16 protein-coding genes and 2 riboswitches are annotated in these 20,338 nt (G+C 48.1%); of the genes, 9 read left to right on the forward strand and 7 right to left on the reverse strand.

The window, feature by feature from the left end:
- Positions 1-77: 77 nt before the first annotated feature.
- Positions 78-2,435, reverse strand: coding sequence for a bifunctional diguanylate cyclase/phosphodiesterase (locus tag KNP82_RS13185; RefSeq protein WP_251128758.1), 2,358 nt, complete (start codon positions 2,433-2,435; stop codon positions 78-80).
- A 161-nt stretch (positions 2,436-2,596) separates the two neighbouring features.
- Between KNP82_RS13185 and KNP82_RS13190 the strand changes: the two genes are divergently transcribed.
- Together KNP82_RS13190 and KNP82_RS13195 are read left to right on the forward strand one after the other, a co-directional pair.
- Positions 2,597-3,439, forward strand: a complete 843-nt coding sequence (locus KNP82_RS13190; RefSeq protein ID WP_214828310.1) for a CPBP family intramembrane glutamic endopeptidase — start codon at positions 2,597-2,599, stop codon at positions 3,437-3,439.
- A gap of 35 nt (positions 3,440-3,474) precedes the next feature.
- Positions 3,475-3,999: a GNAT family N-acetyltransferase gene (locus tag KNP82_RS13195; RefSeq protein WP_029596130.1), complete on the forward strand. Its 525-nt coding sequence runs from the start codon at positions 3,475-3,477 to the stop codon at positions 3,997-3,999.
- Positions 4,000-4,022: 23 nt separating this feature from the next.
- Here the strand turns inward: KNP82_RS13195 and KNP82_RS13200 are convergent, their stop codons facing one another.
- The 3 genes from KNP82_RS13200 to KNP82_RS13210 all read right to left on the reverse strand — a co-directional run bounded on the left by KNP82_RS13200 (position 4,023) and on the right by KNP82_RS13210 (position 6,544).
- Positions 4,023-5,351, reverse strand: coding sequence for an N-acetylmuramoyl-L-alanine amidase family protein (locus KNP82_RS13200; RefSeq protein WP_051627752.1), 1,329 nt, complete (start codon positions 5,349-5,351; stop codon positions 4,023-4,025).
- 196 nt (positions 5,352-5,547) lie between these two features.
- Entirely contained in the window at positions 5,548-5,799 is a 252-nt protein-coding gene (locus KNP82_RS13205; RefSeq protein ID WP_029596127.1) for a hypothetical protein, read from the reverse strand.
- A 67-nt stretch (positions 5,800-5,866) separates the two neighbouring features.
- Complete coding sequence (locus KNP82_RS13210; RefSeq protein ID WP_084158446.1) at positions 5,867-6,544, reverse strand: hypothetical protein; 678 nt, start codon at positions 6,542-6,544, stop codon at positions 5,867-5,869.
- A gap of 264 nt (positions 6,545-6,808) precedes the next feature.
- Between KNP82_RS13210 and KNP82_RS13215 the strand changes: the two genes are divergently transcribed.
- Positions 6,809-8,071 (forward strand): tetratricopeptide repeat protein, encoded by a 1,263-nt coding sequence (locus tag KNP82_RS13215; protein WP_029596126.1) that lies wholly within the window; start codon positions 6,809-6,811, stop codon positions 8,069-8,071.
- Between the two features lie 61 nt (positions 8,072-8,132).
- On the opposite strand, the gene KNP82_RS13220 is transcribed toward KNP82_RS13215, so the two are convergent.
- Both KNP82_RS13220 and KNP82_RS13225 read right to left on the reverse strand, forming a co-directional pair.
- The gene (locus KNP82_RS13220; RefSeq protein WP_125318027.1) at positions 8,133-8,450 is read right to left on the reverse strand and encodes a hypothetical protein; all 318 of its coding nucleotides are present in this window, start codon (positions 8,448-8,450) and stop codon (positions 8,133-8,135) included.
- A 202-nt stretch (positions 8,451-8,652) separates the two neighbouring features.
- On the reverse strand, positions 8,653-10,491 hold the full coding sequence (locus tag KNP82_RS13225; RefSeq protein WP_241764612.1) for an ATP-binding protein: 1,839 nt from the start codon (positions 10,489-10,491) through the stop codon (positions 8,653-8,655).
- Between the two features lie 261 nt (positions 10,492-10,752).
- Here KNP82_RS13225 and KNP82_RS13230 point away from each other — a divergent pair, with 261 nt between their 5' ends.
- From KNP82_RS13230 to KNP82_RS13255, 6 genes are all read left to right on the forward strand, one after another.
- Positions 10,753-11,358, forward strand: coding sequence for a flavin reductase family protein (locus tag KNP82_RS13230; RefSeq protein WP_029596124.1), 606 nt, complete (start codon positions 10,753-10,755; stop codon positions 11,356-11,358).
- Between the two features lie 172 nt (positions 11,359-11,530).
- Positions 11,531-12,484, forward strand: a complete 954-nt coding sequence (locus KNP82_RS13235) for an AAA family ATPase (RefSeq protein WP_021065165.1) — start codon at positions 11,531-11,533, stop codon at positions 12,482-12,484.
- Complete coding sequence (locus KNP82_RS13240; RefSeq protein WP_021065164.1) at positions 12,481-13,548, forward strand: DUF58 domain-containing protein; 1,068 nt, start codon at positions 12,481-12,483, stop codon at positions 13,546-13,548. The genes KNP82_RS13235 and KNP82_RS13240 overlap by 4 nt, the downstream gene beginning before the upstream one ends.
- Positions 13,545-15,641, forward strand: a complete 2,097-nt coding sequence (locus KNP82_RS13245; RefSeq protein WP_029596122.1) for a transglutaminase domain-containing protein — start codon at positions 13,545-13,547, stop codon at positions 15,639-15,641. The genes KNP82_RS13240 and KNP82_RS13245 overlap by 4 nt, the downstream gene beginning before the upstream one ends.
- Positions 15,642-15,680: 39 nt before the next feature.
- Positions 15,681-15,781, forward strand: a riboswitch (purine riboswitch).
- A 111-nt stretch (positions 15,782-15,892) separates the two neighbouring features.
- Positions 15,893-17,416 carry a glutamine-hydrolyzing GMP synthase gene (guaA, locus tag KNP82_RS13250; protein ID WP_251128761.1) on the forward strand — a complete coding sequence of 508 codons (1,524 nt, stop codon included), beginning with the start codon at positions 15,893-15,895 and terminating at the stop codon, positions 17,414-17,416.
- A 137-nt stretch (positions 17,417-17,553) separates the two neighbouring features.
- A riboswitch (purine riboswitch) is annotated at positions 17,554-17,655 on the forward strand.
- 88 nt (positions 17,656-17,743) lie between these two features.
- Complete coding sequence (locus KNP82_RS13255; RefSeq protein WP_251128759.1) at positions 17,744-19,105, forward strand: NCS2 family permease; 1,362 nt, start codon at positions 17,744-17,746, stop codon at positions 19,103-19,105.
- A 20-nt stretch (positions 19,106-19,125) separates the two neighbouring features.
- On the opposite strand, the gene KNP82_RS13260 is transcribed toward KNP82_RS13255, so the two are convergent.
- On the reverse strand, positions 19,126-19,959 hold the full coding sequence (locus KNP82_RS13260; RefSeq protein ID WP_029596119.1) for a VanW family protein: 834 nt from the start codon (positions 19,957-19,959) through the stop codon (positions 19,126-19,128).
- Between the last annotated feature and the right edge of the window lie 379 nt (positions 19,960-20,338).

Consider the following 20,338-nt stretch of genomic DNA (forward strand, 5'->3'; position numbering starts at 1 on the left):
AACGATTCTCCCGTGTCTGGTGGCATGGGAGAATTTTTGCATACAAAAAAGACTGCAGCGTAAGGGCTGCAGTCTGATCAAGCGCGTGTCTTTCCAAACTCGATGTACGTCGTGACCGATTTGACATGTTTCACGACGTCCTTTTCAAGAAGTGGACGACTGAAGTAATAACCTTGGACGTAATCACACTGTTCGTTCAGTAACCATTCGAGCTGATCCGACGTCTCGACACCTTCCATGAGCACTTTCATGCCCAAGTTATGGCCGAGTTGAATCATCGAGCGAACGATGGCTTCCTGGTTCCGATCGGTGAACAAGTTGACGATGAACGACCGGTCGATTTTCAATACTTGGACCGGTAGCTCACGCAATTGACGGAACGACGAGTAGCCCGTCCCGAAATCGTCGAGTGAGATTAAAATCCCGAACTGATGGAGCTGGGTGAGTTTCTCTCGCGTCGATTCTTCATATGACAGCATCGACGACTCCGTCACCTCGAGCTCGAGGAACATTGGGTCCATCCCGGTCTCATCCAAGATGGCCTGGAGCGACTCGACAAAATCCTCACGCGCGAACTGGAGCGGGGAGACGTTGACCGAAAGCGTGAATGGTTTCACGCCCGACTTCTTCCAACGGACCCAAGCTCGGCACGATTCACGCATGACCCAACTGCCGATTGAGTGAATCAGGCCGGTGTTCTCCGCGATTGGAATGAAGTCTGTCGGTGACACGTGACCGAGCTCGCGGTTGTTCCAACGCAGGAGCGCCTCAACGCCTTCGAGTCGATTTTGCGTAAGTGACACTTTCGGCTGGTACACGAGTGAAAACTCATTTCGGTCGAGCGCCTGCGCGAGCGCCTTTTCGATTTCGACGGTACGAAGGATTTGATGCTTCGACTCGTCTTCGAATTCTTTAATTTGATTCTTACCGGTCCGTTTCGACTCGTGGACGGCGAGGCGTGCGTATTGCACGAGCTCCTCGGCCGACTTCGTATCTTTCGGATAATGACTGATGCCGGCGCTCATCGTCAGTTCGACGGTCGTCCCGTCGATATCGAACGGTTGCGAGATCGCCTTGATACACTTCTCGGCTTTCTGTTTGGCGAGCGTGCTCCGCTTATCAAACAGCAAGATGATGAATTCGGATGAACCGACGCGCGTCAAAATGTCATCCGGGTGAATGGTCACTTGCAGACGCTCAGCGATTTGCATCGTCAGTTCGTCCGAGCCGTGATGCCCGAGCATGTCACTCAAGAAACGCCACCGGTCGATGTCGATATAGAGACAAGCGACCGGGTCTTCGATTTGAATATGTTCGGCTAAAATCCGTTCGAGCTTATGCCGGTTCGGTAAATCGGTGAGCGTATCGTGATACGCCATATGTTCGACGAGACGCTGCGAAGCAATCGTCTCCGAGACGTCACGCAAGAACCAAAGTACTTGGTCCATCGTTTCCCCTTTGAGTGGGTAACTCGTCACTTCAATCGTCCGGTCGTCGAGATCGACGCGTCTCGGTTCATGGAACGGTTGATTGATCGTGAGCGACGGATGATAGTCTTGGAAAAAGGCATCCTGCTCGACTTCATCGAACAAGCGATAGAAGGCTGTATTCGCGTATTGAATCATTCCGTCTTTCGTCGTCGTGACAACTGCATCCGTCGTCGAATCAAGAATCGTCGCTTGAATGAATTCTCGTTTGCGGAGATGACGATCGAGCGTGAGTGATAAGAAGAAGATGGCGAACAAGAGAATCGTAATCGCCGTCACGAGCCATGCGAGCAGTGAAGGCTCAATCGCATTGGCGAAAGGTCTGTCTGTCTCAACGAACGTGAACGTCGCCGCTAGCATGCCGACGAAATGCATGCCGAAGATGGCGACACCCATCAAAAGGGAGAAGAACACCTTCAGTTCCATATGCATCTTTTTCTGTGTGTACTTCGAAAAGAAGCCGATCCATAAGGCGACGAGCGAGGCGCCGAGCGCAATCAAAATCGATAGCGCCGCCAACCATGGATTGTAGGAAGTCGTGACGCCTTGGAGCGCTGCCATTCCGACATAATGCATGCTGGCGATACTGCCTCCCATGACTAACCCGGCACCGATTAGGGCTGGTCGAGTCGTGCGACGCGAGACAATCAAGAAGCCGAACATGCAACCGGCCATGGCGATGACGACGGACAATAGGACGAGCGGGACCGAATACGTGATCGGTCGCAATACCTCATGGGCCAGCATGGCGATGAAATGCATCGACCAAATGCCGAGACCGAGTGTCGCGCCACCAGCGATGATCCAGACGTTTTGGGTGGAACGGTTCGCTGAATTGACACGTCGGGCCAGTTCGATGGCGGCGTAAGCAGAAACGGCGGCAATCAGATAAGACAGAATCACGAGAAACCCATTGTGACTCATCGAGTGTTCAACGACTGGTTCCATATATACCTCACTATGAATGTAATTTTGTTGTAATTTCAATTATACCTTGGAAATCAAAAGTCCATCTATCATTTTGCTTCATACCTTGAAAATATTTTTTGCGTGAAATAGGGAAGTCGTTCGGAAAGCGGGTAAACTACGGATAGAAGGAGAGGAGACAAATGATACCGACAAAGAAAGAAATCATCTTATTTCTCCTCATCGCGTTTGGGTTCTCATGGTTGGCGTGGTGGGGACTATTTATCGGGACCGAGTTACCGATTCAAGCGATTGTGCTGATCGGGGCATTCGGTCCAAGTCTTGCCGGGAGTTACATGGCGTTCCGAGAGAACGGTTGGGAAGGTGTCACGACGTTATGGAAGCGTGGATTCGAGTGGCGGATGGCAGGAAGATACTATGCGTTCGGCCTGTTGTTCCTTCCTTTCGTTTTCCTGATTGCCTATTGGTGGTCCAATGCAGAAGGGGCGTCGCTGTTTGAGCGTCCGTGGCTCGTCGTGCCGACGTTCTTCTACATGTTGTTCCTAGGCGGGACGATGCAAGAAGAGTACGGGTGGCGGGGCTATTTGCTCGATGCGTGTCAATTGAAGACGACCCCGATCAAGGCGAGTCTATTCGTAGGGAGCGTTTGGACCGTCTGGCATACGCCACTCTTTTTGATGGAGGGGACCGGGCAATCGCTCATCCCGTTTTGGGCATACGCCATGGCGATTCTCGCTTTCACGTTCATCATATCCTGGCTCTACAATGTTACGACGATGAATTTATGGTCCGTTTTCTTGCTCCATACGATGTTCAATGTCTCGTTCGCACTCATTCCAATAATGAAGCCGGGCATGTTTCCGATCGGCTTTCTCCATTTGACGTTATTGCTCGTCACGACTGCAATCGTCCTCATCTGGAGAACGCATGGACATCTCGGTTACGATCATCTCGAGCAGCTCGAGGCGGTGGAAGGGTCGCATCAACCGAACGTTACGCCAGAAGCGGACGCGGGTAAAGACTAGCACGTATCATTCAGGAACAGAGGGAAGTGGAGAGATTGAACTTTCGCCCGCTCGAACGTGAAGATGTAAAGCCGCTCCAACGGCTGTTTATGGAGAGTCTGAGTGATTTGATTCGCCGAGAACAGTTTGAAGATGCCGACTTGTTGGATGAGGAAGTCGAACGGTTGAATACGACCGTTCAAGACAGTTTCGAGGACGAGACCGTTCAAATTTTCGTGGTGCTCCAAGACGACGTCATCGTAGGGACGGCCGCGATTTTGCCTCCGAATGACATCATTACCGCACACGTCGACATCGAGCCGAACGTTCCTGAAATCGGATGCATGTACGTCGCACCTGGTGCCCAACGCCAAGGTGTCGGTCGTTTCTTGATAGACAATATGAGACGGCAACTCGTGGCGAATCAACAAACGGCATTTTATTTAGATGACGGCTTTCCAACGTCACAAGCCTATTGGGAGAAGCGGCTCGGCCCGCCGCTCGTGACGATTGAGCACTATTGGGGTCCGGGGGCGCATCATAAAATTTGGCGTTGTCCCGCCAATGAAAAAGAGACCTGATCGCATGCGATCAGGTCTCTTGCTTATTTATAAGTGCTCATAAATTGATGAATCCCAGAAGCGGTGGCATCTGCCATCCGTTGCCGGTATGTGGTGCTCGTCAAGTGCGAGCGGTCGTTCGAGTTGCTGATGAAACCATATTCGACAAGGGTCGATGGGACGCTGTTCTTGCCGACGACATAAACGTTTTGATATTTCACACCACGGTTACGAATCGTTGGGATTCGGACACCGAGTTCACGGTTGATGGCTGCCCCTAAACTGCGGCTAGCCGAGATGTATGGGTTCGTCGTATAACTTTCACCGGTCGGGACGAGGACTTCGTGACCGTGGTAAGACGTATTCGTCGACGAGTTGTTATGAATGCTGACGAAGGCGCTACCTTTATACGATTTTGTCAATTCGACGCGTTGTGCGAGCGACAAGTACACGTCGTTCGAGCGCGTCATCCGTGCGTTATAGCCATATGTATTCGAGAGCGTACTCGCGAGACGTGCGGCGATATCGAAAGCGATGACTTTTTCGTACACTGATCCGTACACAGCCCCTGGGTCATTCCCGCCGTGTCCAGCATCGATCACGATTGTCCGACCTGAACCGGTTGATGTTGTTGGTGTCGTCGTCGTGGCCGGCTTCAAATACTGCGAAGCGACGTAACCCGTCTTGCCGCCGTAACTGACCTTATACCAAGAGCCGTACTTGCTGACGTATTTGACGGTCGCACCGTTTGGGATAGTCAGCAACACCGTGCTCCACGAGGCTGCCGTCAAGCGCATGTTCAAGTTGACCGTCGTTTGGTAGGACGTGGTAGAAGTCGTCGTAGTCGGGGCTCCGGTGGCTGTTAAGTATTGCGAAGCGACATAGCCCGTCTTTCCGTTGTAACTGACTTTATACCAAGAGCCATAACGACTGACATACTTGACGGTGGCGCCGTTCGGGATCGTCGTCAAGACCGAGCTCCACGAGGCTGCCGTCAATCGCAAGTTTAAATTGACCGTCGTTTTGTAGTACGAGGCTGAGCTCGGCGTCATCGTCGAGGGAGTCGAAACTTTCACGTATTGCGAAGCGACGTAGCCGGTCTTTCCACCGTAGCTGACCTTGTACCAAGAGCCGTACTTGCTAACATATTTGACGGTCGCCCCGTTTGGAATCGTCAAAAGGACAGGACTCCATGTGGCGGCACTTAAACGAAGGTTCAAGTTTGCTGTCGTCGTGTATGTAGAGGCAGCTTCGACTCGGCTCGATTCGAAACCGTTCGGCGTCAAATCGAATGGAGCGATGGCCATGCCACCAATGACGAGGGAAGAGCTAAGCAACAGTTTCAAGTTCCAAGATGATTTCGTTTGGTTCAATCGAGATCCGCTCCTTTATTCATAAGATAGGTGAAGTAGCTGTGAAATGAAATCGTCATCATGTCTCCGTTATTATATAAGGAAACAAGAAAAAAATGGAGGTTAATATGTAAATTGTTTGACTTTTTTTCAATAAGTTTATTTCCAGAGTTTCGGAAATAAAAAAAGAGACGCACGAGGGCGTCTCTTTTAACAATCAAGTAAGGCGTGGTAAATCTTCACCTAATGGTTTGATTGTTGATTCAATTTTTGTCAAACGCGGAAGGTCTTCGCCTAATGGTTTGATAATTGGTTCGAATTTAGTCAAACGTGGGAGGTCCTCACCAAAGGTTTGAATTGGAGCATTAAATTTCGTCAAACGTGGTAAATCTTCACCCATTGGTTTGATTGAGCTGCCAAGTAATAAAACTGCTGCAGCGATGAATAGTAGTCCTGTAATCTTTTTCATCATGAATCCCTCCGTTGAATAAGTTATTTTGAATAAAGCTGCGAACCCTAGTGTGAAATGACAGTACTCAGTAGTCAGAAACTGGAGATTCTAGTAAATTATATACCGATTCTGACTGTTGGTAAACACGTGATTCCAAATCTCCTACATATTGTTGAGGTAGGTTAGGCTCATGTAACATGACTTTGTCAGACCCTTCTTTAGTAGATGAAGATAAAATTGGAACGTGCGCCTTTTGACTGAGTAATGTGCTACATAGTGGAGAAAGTTGATTTTCTAATGATTGAAAAGATTCTGGTTGCCAGCAAATCGACGCTTCCGGAAGAATATATAAGATATGTCCTTCCTGCAATAAGGCTAAACATTGGCGCAGAACTGATTGAAAATCTCGTTCGATATTGATATATCCATATTCTTGGAAGTGTTTCTCATAGACGGTTTTTGAACTGCGCTTTAGAATAGAGAGAGACAGTTCAGGTCCAAGAATGTATAGTTTTTTATATGACCGATTTTCTTTAAGAGTTCTTGTAATTAGTTGTGGCAAAGTTTGATAATAATCGATTTGAAAAGCGTTTACGATAAATCCTTTTGGAGAACGCAACAATTGGGTCAAATGTTCTAGTCCCTCAAATTGATTGTGATCGGTATACGAATAGGATGTATTGAATACCGGGGCTTGTTTAGATTGGAAATAGATTTTAGGTTTAATATAATCTTCAGCCAGTAAAAAACTTAGTTTTCCCATCTGATGTATTCACCTCCGAAATATAAATCCTACAACTGGTTTTAAAGTGAATCATTTTACCTATAAAAATATAAAGTTTTATATTTACTAGTTAAATTTTATCATGATTAAACAGTCTAACGAACTGCTATAGGTTGGGAAAATCATAGCAGAAAAACATCAAAAATATCGTTTTTAGGTTAAAAGTTTCCTGATATGCACGTTTCCAGACTATATTTATTTTAAAAAACGCTAATAATTAGGGCGAAGGGGCTATTTCTTGGGATGGAATACAACTACGGAAACCTTATAAAAATTGAGAGAATGCGTAGGAATATGAAGCAGTCTGTCTTAGCTAGAGGGATTTGTTCAATATCTTACTTGAGTAAAATTGAAAATAACCAAACATCTCCTAGTGAAGAAGTACTAGAGATGATTTTTAAGAGGCTTGAAATTGAAGTGCCTCTGTACTATGATTTCAGCGAACAAGTCGAGAAAGTAAAGAGCGAAATTGAAGAGATTTTGAAAGATGCTATTTTAACAAGGAAAGATCAAGATAAGCGAATTGAAATTAACAAATACTTAACTAATCCTGTGGTTAATCAATCAAAAGAGCTATATATAACATTGTTAATAGCTTTGGCTAGATTTGAGATCATGCCAGATGGTGAGGGAAAGTACTTCACCGAGATTGGTTGGATTGAAGAACAGTTAAACAGAGAAGATAAGCTTAGATATACTTTGATAAAAAGCATAAGATTAATTACACAAAATGAGAAAGAAAAATCCTTGGAATTGCTTGAAGAGCTTAACGAACAACTTCCCCACTCAAATTTACCTACGTGGGAAATGGCAGATATGAGATATATCATGGGAGGATTGTATTACAAATTCACAGATTATCTTCAAGCAATCGAGAATGTGAAATTCGCGCTTGATTATTTCCAAGAGCATTTCTTCTTAGAGAGAATCGTTGAATGTCACATTATTATTGGGCTAGCCTTTAAGCGTCGAAGACGCTTTACGGAAGCTTTGGCTCATTACCATAGAGCGGTCAAAGTAATAAGTGCGACAAGTCTAAATAACTATTATGGAATGCTCTACAATAACATGGGTGAGATTTATTCTTCACTAGGCGATCAAGAGCGGGCACTTGAATATTTTATGCAGAGTTTCGATTACAAAGTAGAAGTGAAAAGTAAATTGTATAGTGTCGTGTCGTTGATTGAAGGATATACAAACTACAACAACACAGAAGAAATCTTAAATTGGTTGGCCAAAGGATACGAGATTAAAGGTGATCGAACGGGATTAGAAGAATTCGATCATCATTTTGAAATTTATAAAAACTGTTATCAAGTCCCAGACAAGCTTGAGTTGATTAAATCACTGAAAGACGCAGTTCACTATTTTGAGATGAATAATGATTATGTGTATATGCAAAAATACTCTTTATGGTTAGCTAGAGAACTTCGAAGTAATGGGAAATATAAATTGGCCACTGAGTACTATGAAAAAGTCATTGATATCATGTCTCACATTGATTAACGCCTCCTCAGGCGTTCTTTTTTTGCACAAAAAAAGAGACGCCCGAATCGTCTCTTGTCGTTTATGGAGTGGTGAAATAATGAATCGTCCAAATCGGTTCGTTCATCAATGCTTCGTCTTCCACATGGCCCGTTTGAACTTGTTGGAGCAGGTGAATGATATGTTTTTGCAAATTGGCATCGTGAGAGCCGCTTCGCAAAATCCCATCTTCACTCGCGATGATATAAAACCCACCCAACCGCAAAGGAATATGATGTCTAACAATCGATACGGCAGCTTGCAGTTCGGCTTGCCCGCCTTGAAGTGGCACGTTTATATCAAAACGTCCCCATTGTTTAAAGTCGCCTAGTTCTGAAAACGGTGGGTCGCGGTGATCCAACTTCATGACCTCCAATCTTGTCTGTCTCTTCCTTACTAGTATAGCTCTTTTTCTAGACTTAACCTGCGAGAAAAATGGGAAGGGTAAATCGATGTTGCCTTCGTTTCTCGATGTTACTCTTTTTCTAGATTATCCCAAAACATTCCTGCTAAAAATAGAAGCTAAGGCGTAAAAAACACGACCGGAACGACTCCGGTCGTGTTCATTGATGAATCGCTTCTTTCGATGTCGGCAATTCACAAATAAATGTGCTACCTTCCCCGTAAATCGATTCAACGTGTAAATGTCCGTCGTGCGCTTTCGCGATTTCTTTACAGATGGCGAGACCGAGTCCTGTCCCTCCGATTTTACGACGGTCTGAGTTATCGACCCGGTAAAATTTGCCGAACAAGTTCGGCAAGGCGGAAGAAGGGATACCCATCCCGTTGTCGCGGACTTTCATGACGACTTGTCCTTCGAGTCGTTCCAACGAGACGAGCACGTTGCCGCCTTCTGGGGAATACTTGATGGCGTTACTGAGCAAGTTACCGAGCAACTGTCGCATCCCTTCCAAGTCGGCCTCGATTTTAAAGTCTTGTCCGACATCGGCATCAAGGTGTAGATGATGCGAATCGGTCGTCTCTTGATAAAAGCTGATACTGTCGCGGGCGAGCTCGAGCAAATCGACCGTCTCCCACTCGAACGTCTGTTTTCCGGCCTCCATCTTTTGAAGGTCGAGGAAGTCGTTGACCAAGTACGAGAGACGTTTCGCCTCATCGTGAATCGTCTTCAAGTACAATTCGCGGCGGGTTGCCTTCAAATCACGCTCGAGCATCAACTCTGTGAATCCATAGATCGATGACAGCGGCGTTCTCAATTCGTGAGATACCGTCGAGACAAGCTCTGATTTCATTCGGTCAATTTCAGTTTCGGCCGTCACATCGCGCAAGACGAGCATCGTGCCGTGAATCTTCCCGTCTCGGTAAATACTCTCTGCATAGACTTGGAGGAAGCAATCGCCTTGATCCAATGAAATCGATAAACCGTCTTCCGGCGGCTCTTGGTCGAAGACACGTTCGATATAACTGATGAAAAGGTCTTGTTGATCGACACGTTCGGCAAACGGTTCGATATCAATCGATAACGTTGTCAGTTCCTCATAACCGGCGTATTCGAATTGAAGTTCATCGAACATGCGGATAAAGGCGCGGTTGCCGACAATCGTGTCTTCTTCATAGTTGAAATAAAGAATCGCTTCACGGACCGAGTTGATTAATTGTGCCGTCTCTTTACGATCCTGTTGCATCTGGCGATAAAGCCGCGTCCGTAAGAGCGAAATGGCCAACTGGTTCGCGAACGCGTTCAACTCTGATGTTTCACTCGCATCGAACGGCTTATCGTAACAGGCCAAATATAAACAACCGATCATCGTTCCGTCTGATGGATCTTTTACCGGGATGACGGTCTCATGGATATAGTACGGGTAGCCGTGAAGCTGGTCGGCCACTTTTTTTGAACTCGCCTCTAGCGTTCTTGAAATCATAACGCGTTTGAGTAAGAGCGACTGTACTTTCAAATCTTCTTGTTGTTCAGTGGTCATCCCTTTCGGTACGACGGACGTGATTTCATCGTCTTTGACGAGCAATACGGCCCCGAACTCGGCCTCGGTCAACCAGACGATTTTTTCGATGACAGCCGAATAGTCGAGTAACGATTCCTTCGAAGCGAGTACTTCAATCAATTCGTTACGATACTGCAGTTTGGTCTCGTTTTGTTTCGACGCCTCGAGCACGGACTGCATCTCTGTTTGCTTCGCGCGCATATTTTCGTTTTGACTGACCATTCGTGTAATCAAAGGACGTCCAATTAATAAAATAGCAGTGATAAACATGACTAGCCCGGTCATCCAGATCCAACGCAACGTCAGAAGTTCGGTCGGTGAGACGGTATCGTCCCGAACGAACCAAGCACCGATTGCTGTTAAAACGAGGCTGGTGATACAAACACCATAAAGGATGCCGAGAATTTGACGACTGTTCAATTGTTCAATCCACTTGCCCATAATACACTCTACTTCCTTCCTTAACTAAAAACCAACTCCAATTCCATTGTCGTATAACGGAAATATACAAAAAGAAAAATTAGATGAACACCGAATTGCTCAAACAATGTGCCATCAAGCATTCTCTGTTTAAATATCATATCTAGACGGATATACCCCGGATTTCAGCATCTTACACATTCAAATGTGCTTCCGATTGACACATGCGAAGGGAACAGGATAGCTTGAAAGAGAAGAAATGACTATGGAAGAGGTGCTCTTATGCTATCGATTGAACCTTCAGCGTTAACCGAGCGAGACACGTACAAATTTTTAATCGGGAGTATCGTTCCGCGGCCGATCGCTTTCGTGACGACTCGAAACGGCGACACAATCAATGCTGCGCCGTTTAGTTACTTTAACATCGTGGCGTCCGAGCCGCCGCTACTATCGGTATCGGTTCAACGTAAGAACGGTGTCATGAAAGACACAGCCCGCAATGCGGTCACGACAGAAGAACTCGTCATCCATATCGTCGATGAGACGAACGTGGCTCTCGTCAACGAGACCGCGGCCAATTTAGGGCCAGCGGAGAGTGAGCTTGATCGGACGACGTTCATGACCGCACCAAGTGATATCATCGAGACGCCAGGCGTGAAAGAAGCCAAAATCCGAATGGAATGTAAACTGCACCATCACGTTCCGATTGAGCATGACGGGAAAGTGACGGCTGACTTATTGATTGCGCGAGTCGTGAGGTTCCATATTGACCCGGCGCTTTATGAAGCCGGACGTATCGACGCCGAACGATTGGCACCGGTAAGTCGACTCGCCGGAAACTTCTATGCCACGCTCGGCGAAACGTTCGAAATCGAACGACCGAAATAAATGCCATGGTGCCTGCTCGAATCGGAGACAAGGCGCCTTTTTTCGGGTAAAGAATGGAGAGCCCATTGGCATGATGGTTTTCTTTCACACGAGCGCTCGAATGTGTCACAATAAAGTCAGAACATTCTAATTTCTAACGCGTCAGCGATCAGAGAAAAAAGGGGAGTCGGCTATGTCATATCGTCCAGCCATTCAATCGATCATCAATGCCATTGAGACGGTGATCGTCGGAAAAGAAGATGTCATCGCAAAGAGTTTGACTGCTTTACTTGCCGGAGGGCACGTGTTATTAGAAGATGTCCCGGGCGTCGGGAAAACGATGCTCGTCCGGACGTTCAGTCGAGCCATCGATTTGGATTTCAAACGTGTCCAATTCACACCGGACATGTTGCCTTCTGATTTGACCGGAATCTCAATGTATAACCAAAAGACGAAAGAGTTCGAATATCGGCCGGGTCCATTGATGGGTAATATCGTTTTGGCCGATGAAATCAACCGGACCTCTCCTAAAACACAATCGGCCTTGCTCGAGGCGATGGCGGAGCGCAGCGTGACGGTCGACGGTGAAGTCAAAATTTTACCGTCCCCGTTCTTCGTCATGGCGACGCAAAACCCGATTGAACATGAAGGGACGTATCCGCTCCCGGAAGCTCAATTGGATCGATTCCTCCTTAAAATCGAGATGGGCTATCCATCTTTCAATGAAGAGATTGCACTGCTGACGCGGTTTGAGAAAGCAGAACCGCTTGAGGCGTTACAGAGTGTCATTACGAAACATGAAGTCGAACAGATGCAACGCGAAGTGCGCGATGTACACGTTTCGAGTGCCGTCAAACAGTATATCGTCCGCTTGATTCACGAGTCGCGCAACGACCCGAACACGTATCTCGGGGGCAGTCCACGGGCGACACTCGCTTTGATGAAGGCGGCACAGGCGTGGGCGTATATCCACAACCGTGACTTCGTGCTACCGGATGACGTGAAGGCGCTCGCCGGTAGTGTGCTCGGTCATCGCATCTTACTGACGGCAGAAGCGCGCTATAAAGGGAAGACGGCCGAACAGCTCGTCAAAGGTTGGCTCGACACACTTCCGGTCCCGATGGATCGTGAGGTCAAAGAAGTATGAAAAATTGGATGAAGCTGTTCCTTGTGTGGGCGGCGGCATTCGGACTTTACGCATTCGCCCGGATTGAAGGGAGTATCGTCGCGTCGACGCTCTGGTGGTCATTTTTCGTCCTGGCCGCCTATTGGACGATTTTCATGATTTATCCGGTCACAGCCGCGAACGTGTCGCGCCGTGTGACGACGAAACGACTCGTCTCGGGCCAAACGATGGACGTGGAACTGCAAGTGGAGCGGAAATACCCGTTTCTTGTCGGGGTCGTCACGTTAGAAGAGACACCGCCGCCGCGACTCGCGACATCCACTGATGTCATCATTACCACGGTCGATCGTTTCTTTCGACGGACAGAGACGGTCCATTACGAAATCGAACAGATTCGACGCGGCATCCACGTGTTCGATCGGACTGTCCTTCACGTGCGAGACGTGTTCGGATTGTTCGACCGCAAACGGACGTTGCGACTCGAGACGGTCGTTGAAGTCTCACCTGCTGAACTTCCGTTCGACTTACCGCGTGACGAGCAAGTCGGTGGGCGAGGCGAACAGTATCGCCGCACGCGCACATATACCGAGGTTGCCAATACGACGAGTGGTGTCCGTGAGTATGCGGCCGGGGACCGCATCGGTCGAATCGATTGGAAAGCCTCGGCTCGACGCGGAAACTTAATGACGAAAACGTTCGACCAAGAGCAGGAGAAGAAACTGTCGCTTGTCTTTGTCCCATCGACAACGGCTGGGCATGAAGAAGCGTTCGAACGTTCATTGTCGCTTCTCGTCGGTGCAATCCGACAACTCGAGCGGAAAAATCTGCCGTTCGAACTGTATGTCATCGAAGAGCAGGTCCGTCTGTTCCATTTGCCGGACCAAAGCGCAGAGGTCGGCCATTACTTGCTGACAGCGACACCGGAGCCGGAAGGGCGCCTTGTCGAACGAGTGAAGCGCAACCTGCCGCAAGAAGTGGGGAACTTGATTTTGATTAGCCCACTCGAGACGAAATGGGTGCGTGAGATCATGAATGAGACACAAGGCAGCTATCATTTGTACACGGCGAACGAGGTGACGACATGACGACATGGTTGAAACGAATCGTCTATACGGCGCTTGCCGCCTACTTGTTGTCATTTTGGGTCGAGCCGATTGTGGGCAGTACGACATTTGATGTCAATTGGCCGTTCTTGTTCCTGCTTCTCGTTCCGATGTTTGCGAGCTTGTTGCCTTGGTATGGTTTCATTGGTGTGGTCGTCTTCAATTTCTTTATCGTCTTGTACGTGTACCACGGGAGTATCCTGGATTGGTTCGGTCTATGGTTAGAGGATTTGAGCGGGGTACTGAGCGGGGCTTTGCCGGAAGAGGCGATTTTCTTCTCGGCGATGGCACTCATCGGGGTACTGTTCGCCATCCTGGTCGGACGCACGTATCCGAGCTATGGCTTCGTTCTCGGGATGATCGTTTCGACGCTCGGACTGATGGCTTACTTTGACACGTGGACGCTTTATGACGGGGAAGGGAAGATTTTACTCGCAATTTTAGCATCGCTCTTATTGCTCTTCGTCACCGACCTGGCGAAACGACCGAGCAAATCGCTCGTCCGCTATGTCAGTATCGCGCTCCTCGCTTCGGTCGTGTTGGCGCTCGCGAGCGTGTCGCCGACAATTGAAGGGGATTGGTCCGATCGGTTGACGACGAGTTTCCAAAATGCTGGGAACGATGAAGGCTCAGGCAGCGGTCGAGTCGGCTATGGGGTGAACGATGAACAACTCGGCGGACCGTTTGAGCAAGATGACGGCATCGTCTTCATCGCCCGTGGTGTGCCGGCGCGCTATTGGCGCATCGAGTCAAAAGAGATTTATACGGGGAAAGGCTGGGTCGAGTCCCCGGTCCTCGATTCCGAATATAACCGCGGACAACTCGTCGACCAAGCTGTCGATACGACACCGGAACAGGCGTTGCTCCGATTTGACCGGCGCCAAACGTTCGTCCCGTATGGTGGAGAATACCCACAGGCGACGGAGACGGACAATGGCACCGAATTCCGAGTCGGGAATATCGAAGAACCGTTTCCGAACGAGACGATTCACATCCGACCGTCCGGGAAAATCGTGTTCGACAATGACGGGCAAACGACGCCTCAGACGATTCAACTTCGCTACAGTGTCCCTTCCTTCACAGAAGAGCAACTGGCGTTGAATGAGCCGGTGACGACGTTGACGGAAGAAGAGCGGCAGGCGTACTTACAATTGCCGGATTCACTTCCGGATCGGGTCCGCGACTTGTCGGCCGATATCACGGGCGACAGTGAGACACCTTACGACCAAGCCCAAGCAGTCCAAGCCTACTTCCAATCTGGAGATTTCCAATACAATACGGAAGATGTAGCCGTCCCGGAAGGTGATACGGATTACGTCGATCAATTTTTGTTCGATACGTTAATCGGGTACTGTGACAACTTCTCGACCTCGGCTGCCGTCCTTCTCCGGGCGAGCGGAGTGCCGACGCGTTGGGTCAAAGGTTTCACGATGGGTGATGCTCGCGGGATTATCCAAGGGGAAGAAGAATACACGGTCCGGAACCGTCACGCTCACTCATGGGTAGAATATTTCGTGGAAGGCGCAGGCTGGGTCCCGCTCGAGGCGACCATCAGTTTCTCGGACGCCAACTTGCTTCAAGTCGAGACGGAGGACGAAGCGAATGCAGACGATCCAGCGGCCAATGATCCACAAGCGTCGCAAGACGACGAGCCGACGAATCGTCCGCAAGAAGATTTGGCACTCGATGATGTGACGTCGGGAGAGGCGGCAACGGAGAACTGGAATATGCCGGTGTGGGGTTGGATTGTGATTGTCTTTACGGTCGCCGTTCTCGTATGGAACCGAAAATCGATTGAACGCCTCGTCATGATGCTTTGGTGGACACGGCGTCCATTGAATGAAAATCGACTTGTCGCCATGCATCGATATCTAGTGAAACGACTCCGCGGAGCAGGTTTCAAAGTCGACGGGCGCACGCCGTCCGAACTCGCCGCAGAGGTCGATGCTTATTATGAATCGACGGAAATGACGAGATTGACCCGTTTGTTTGAACAAAGTATCTATGCCGAAAAAACGCCGAATTCAAAATATAAAGAATATTGGAAAATCATGATTCGTCGAATTATGAGTTGAAGTAGGCGGATGCATACAGTAAGATAGACGCATTAGTTAGATAATTGAACAGCAATCCTTCGTATATACTCGCGAATTGGCGCGAGAGTCTCTACCGGACCACCGTAAATGGACCGACTATGAAGGAGCACGTTTCGTATACACAGAAAAGGGCGTGCTTCTTCTTCGGTTTAGTGAATCCGTGGGAGAAGCTCGCTCTTTTTTTGAGAAGAAGGCAGAAAGGTGGAGGTTTTGTGAAAATAGAACAAGAGATGATTTTGGTGCTCGACTTTGGAGGCCAGTACAACCAGTTGATCACACGTCGTGTACGTGACCTTGGCGTATATAGTGAGCTTCATTCCCACAAGATGACCGCTGCTGAGATTCGTGAATTGGCTCCGGCCGGGATTATTTTCTCGGGTGGACCGAACAGTGTGTACGCGGAAGGCGCATATCGCTGTGACCCGGAAATTTTCGAACTTGGCATTCCGATTTTCGGAATCTGCTACGGCATGCAACTCATGACGCATCACTTCGGTGGACGTGTCGAACGAGCGGCACATCGCGAATACGGAAAAGCGACGCTCTTCTCGACACCGGAAGCGTCGGCGCTCTACAAAGGTCTCCCGGTGGAACATACGGTTTGGATGAGCCACGGCGACCTCGTCATGGAAGCACCGCCAGGATTTATCGTCGATGGGACGAACCCGTCATGTCCGGTCGCTTCAATCAAGAACGATGAACTCAAAATGTACGGCGTCCAGTATCACCCGGAAGTCCGTCACTCTGAGTACGGCAACGACATCTTGAAAAACTTCATCTATGAAGTGTGTGGTGCCAAAGGTGAGTGGTCGATGGAGAACTTCATCGATATCGAAGTCGAGAAGATTCGCGAGATTGTCGGTGACAAGCAAGTTCTTTGCGCGTTGTCAGGTGGCGTCGACTCATCGGTTGTCGCAGCGCTCGTTCATCGTGCCATCGGCGACCAATTGACATGTATGTTCGTCGACCATGGTTTGCTTCGTAAAAATGAAGCGGACAGCGTCATGAAGACGTTCGCGGACGGTTTCAATATGAAAGTCATCAAGATTGACGCGCAGGAGCGTTTCATGGCGAAACTTGCCGGCGTTTCAGATCCGGAACAAAAACGAAAAATCATCGGCAATGAGTTCATTTACGTGTTTGACGAAGAAGCGTCTAAACTTGTGGATATGGACTTCCTTGCCCAAGGTACGCTTTATACCGATATCATCGAGAGTGGAACGGACACGGCACAAACAATCAAGTCGCACCATAACGTTGGTGGACTACCGGAAGACATGAACTTCACGTTGATTGAGCCACTTAACACGCTCTTTAAAGACGAAGTGCGTGAACTCGGGACTGAACTCGGGTTACCGGACTATATCGTTTGGCGCCAACCGTTCCCGGGACCAGGTCTTGGCATTCGTGTTCTCGGTGAAATCACAGAAGAGAAACTTGAAATCGTGCGTGAGTCAGATGCGATTCTGCGCGAAGAAGTGAAGAAAGCCGGTCTCGAACGTGATATTTGGCAATATTTCACGGTCCTTACACCAATTCGTTCAGTTGGTGTCATGGGCGACGAGCGGACGTATGACTATGCGGTCGGCGTACGTGCCGTCACCTCGATTGATGGAATGACTTCAGATTGGGCCCGCATTCCATGGGATGTACTCGAGAAAATCTCGGTTCGTATCGTCAATGAAGTCAGTCACGTCAACCGTGTCCTGTACGACATCACATCGAAGCCACCAGCAACGATCGAGTGGGAATAACCACCAGAGGGGAATAATCCCCTCTGTTTTTATTTGGAAAATCCGAACATTAAAGCGTAATAAAAGATTAAAATCCGTTATTTGTGTTGACATACGATTTCGTCGTTGTTAAGATAAAAACGTTCTTATCATATCCGAACAATTAAAAATTATTTTGCCGTATAATATCGGGAATATGGCCCGAGAGTCTCTACGAAATCACCTTAAATGATTTCACTACGGCGAGACATAGATGGGGGACGTATGTCCCTATATGTTTCGCGTGGGGTCTCCGGTTATCAATCGGGGACCTTTTCTCGTTTTACGGCGAGCCAAGGAGGAAAATCAATGAGCACACAGCTCAAGCAAGAACCAAATCACCAACCATCAGGAAACCGGATTGAACGTTACTTCCAATTGAACGAACTTGGAACGAACGTCAAAACGGAATTGGTCGCAGGGTTCACTACGTTCCTAGCGATGGCTTACATCTTGTTCGTTAACCCGAACGTGTTAGGCGCAGCAGGAATGGACATGGGCGCTGTTTTCGTGGCAACCGGTCTTGTCGCCCTCGTCGGTTCTGTCATGATGGGCTTGTTCGCCAACTATCCGATTGCGATCGCTCCGGGTATGGGGCTTAACGCCTTCTTCGCGTACAGTGTAGTTCTCGGCATGGGTATTCCATGGCAAACGGCACTATCAGGGGTTCTCGTTTCTGGTTTGTTCTTTATCGTTTTAACACTGTCAGGTATTCGTGAGACAGTCGTCAACGCAATTCCGGGACCACTCAAAATGGCGGTCGCGGCAGGGATTGGTTTCTTTATCGCCTTTATCGGTTTGAAAAATGCAGGTATCGTCGTCGCCAACGAAGCGACGCTCGTCGGTCTCGGTTCACTCGGAACAGGGACGACACTCCTTTCAGTGTTCGGTCTTGTAGTGACAGCATTGTTAATGGTTCGAAATGTAAAAGGTGGTATCTTCATTGGGATGCTTCTCACGGCAATTGTCGGGATGATCTTCAATCTTGTACCGACACCGACTGCCATTTCAGACATCATCTCGGCACCACCGAGCATGTCATCGACGTTCGGACAAGCGTTCATCAATTTCTCAGAAGTCTTCACGGTCCAAATGCTAGTCGTCATCTTGACGTTCTTCTTCATTGATTTCTTTGATACAGCGGGTACGCTCGTAGCGGTAGCTCGTCAAGCAGGAATCATGAAAGACAACAAAGTGCCACGTGCGAGTAAAGCGCTCATGGCTGACTCAACAGCAACAGTGGCAGGTGCAATCTTTGGGACATCGACTGCGACGTCATATGTAGAATCGTCGGCTGGTGTAGCGGCCGGTGGTCGTTCGGGCTTGACGGCTGTATTCGCAGGTTTGTTCTTCGGATTGGCGCTCTTCTTCTCGCCACTCTTGGCAGTCGTCACATCGGCGGTCACAGCCCCTGCATTGATTATCGTAGGAGTACTCATGGCTTCGGCTTTACTCGATATCGACTGGAGAAAGCTAGAAATCGCGATTCCTTCATTCATGACGATTCTGATGATGCCCCTCACTTCGTCGATTGCGACGGGGATTGGGCTCGGATTCATCTTGTATCCGCTCATGATGATCGCGAAAGGGAAGACGAAAGAGATTCATCCAATCATGTACGGCATGTTAGTGATCTTCTTGGCTTACTTTATATTCTTGCCGCACGCGTAATGAAATGAAGCCGACTCGATTTATGAGTCGGCTTTTTTGTATGCAGTGTTTTCAGGTAAGAAGGGGTCGTACATGGTTAAAGCATGGTTTTCTGTGATGAACTCATTTCGGATGAATGTGCCATCTTGGGAGAAGACGCTTCTAAATATTTGGTTATGCCGAACTGTTCCACCCCACCATTCATTCGTGAAGTGGTGGTTTTCTTCATATATCTCATATTGAACGGTTGGTGGGATATTGGACCGCCATTGCCCTACGAGATAATCCCCCTCTATATATAGAAGGAGTTGAAACGTCTGTGCCGTCCGATTGGTGATTTGAAGGTCTAAATAGTTGTAGGAACATGTGGCGCCACTCCCAAAAGGTTGGTCCCTTCGTGAATCAGGGAAGACATCATAACTGTGGCGGTAACGCTCGGTCACTGTGAGTGGGCTATGGAGCGTGATCCAATAAATCAAGTTGGATAATTGACACAATCCGCCCCCGGTTCCAGTCGTGACCTTTCCGTAATGCAAAATCATTCCGTCCACATAGCCCTTTCGTTTTGTAGGTCGCCCGATGGCTTTCCAATATGAGAGCACTTCATTTGGAGAAACGATGATGCCATTTAACTGTTTAATGGCGATATTAAGATTAATGACTTTATTCTGTTGCATTTTGAGATCGATATCTCGTAATTTTCGGTAGAGTGGGGTGCGGTGCTCATAGATGAGGTGGGGCAGTGGTGCAGTATCTCGTTTAGAAGTGTACCGCTTCTTATCCGTCATCCATTGTGTTCGGCGTTTTAATATGTAATACTGTGTTCCTGCCCAGATGCGCAGGTTCGATCGTTTCTTTGGCTGCAGTTGGAGCATCAAGTGTCACCTTCTTATAAGTTGGTATTGATGAGTATTCGTCGACAGGGAAAAATTCCCTTCTCCAATACAATAGATGCGAGTAAGGGGACGAGAAAAATCTTTTAAAGTTTTTTTAGAATAATGCTTGCCATGTGATAGAAAGGGATGCTATAGTTATCTCTGTTGCCAGCGCTGCTTACAACTTAGTAAACAAACTGGTTGACACACAATAATGATAAATGTTATTATCATTTAGTCGCCAAGAGCGACAGACGAACTTTGAAAACTGAACGATGAGGCAAAAACGATTTACAATTTTTGAATGAAGCGCAAGCTTCGTCATTTTTAAAGAGCTATATCAAATTCTTTGGAGAGTTTGATCCTGGCTCAGGACGAA

Source organism: Exiguobacterium sp. s26 (assembly GCF_018618235.1).
GTDB classification, from domain to species: Bacteria; Bacillota; Bacilli; order Exiguobacteriales; family Exiguobacteriaceae; genus Exiguobacterium; species Exiguobacterium chiriqhucha.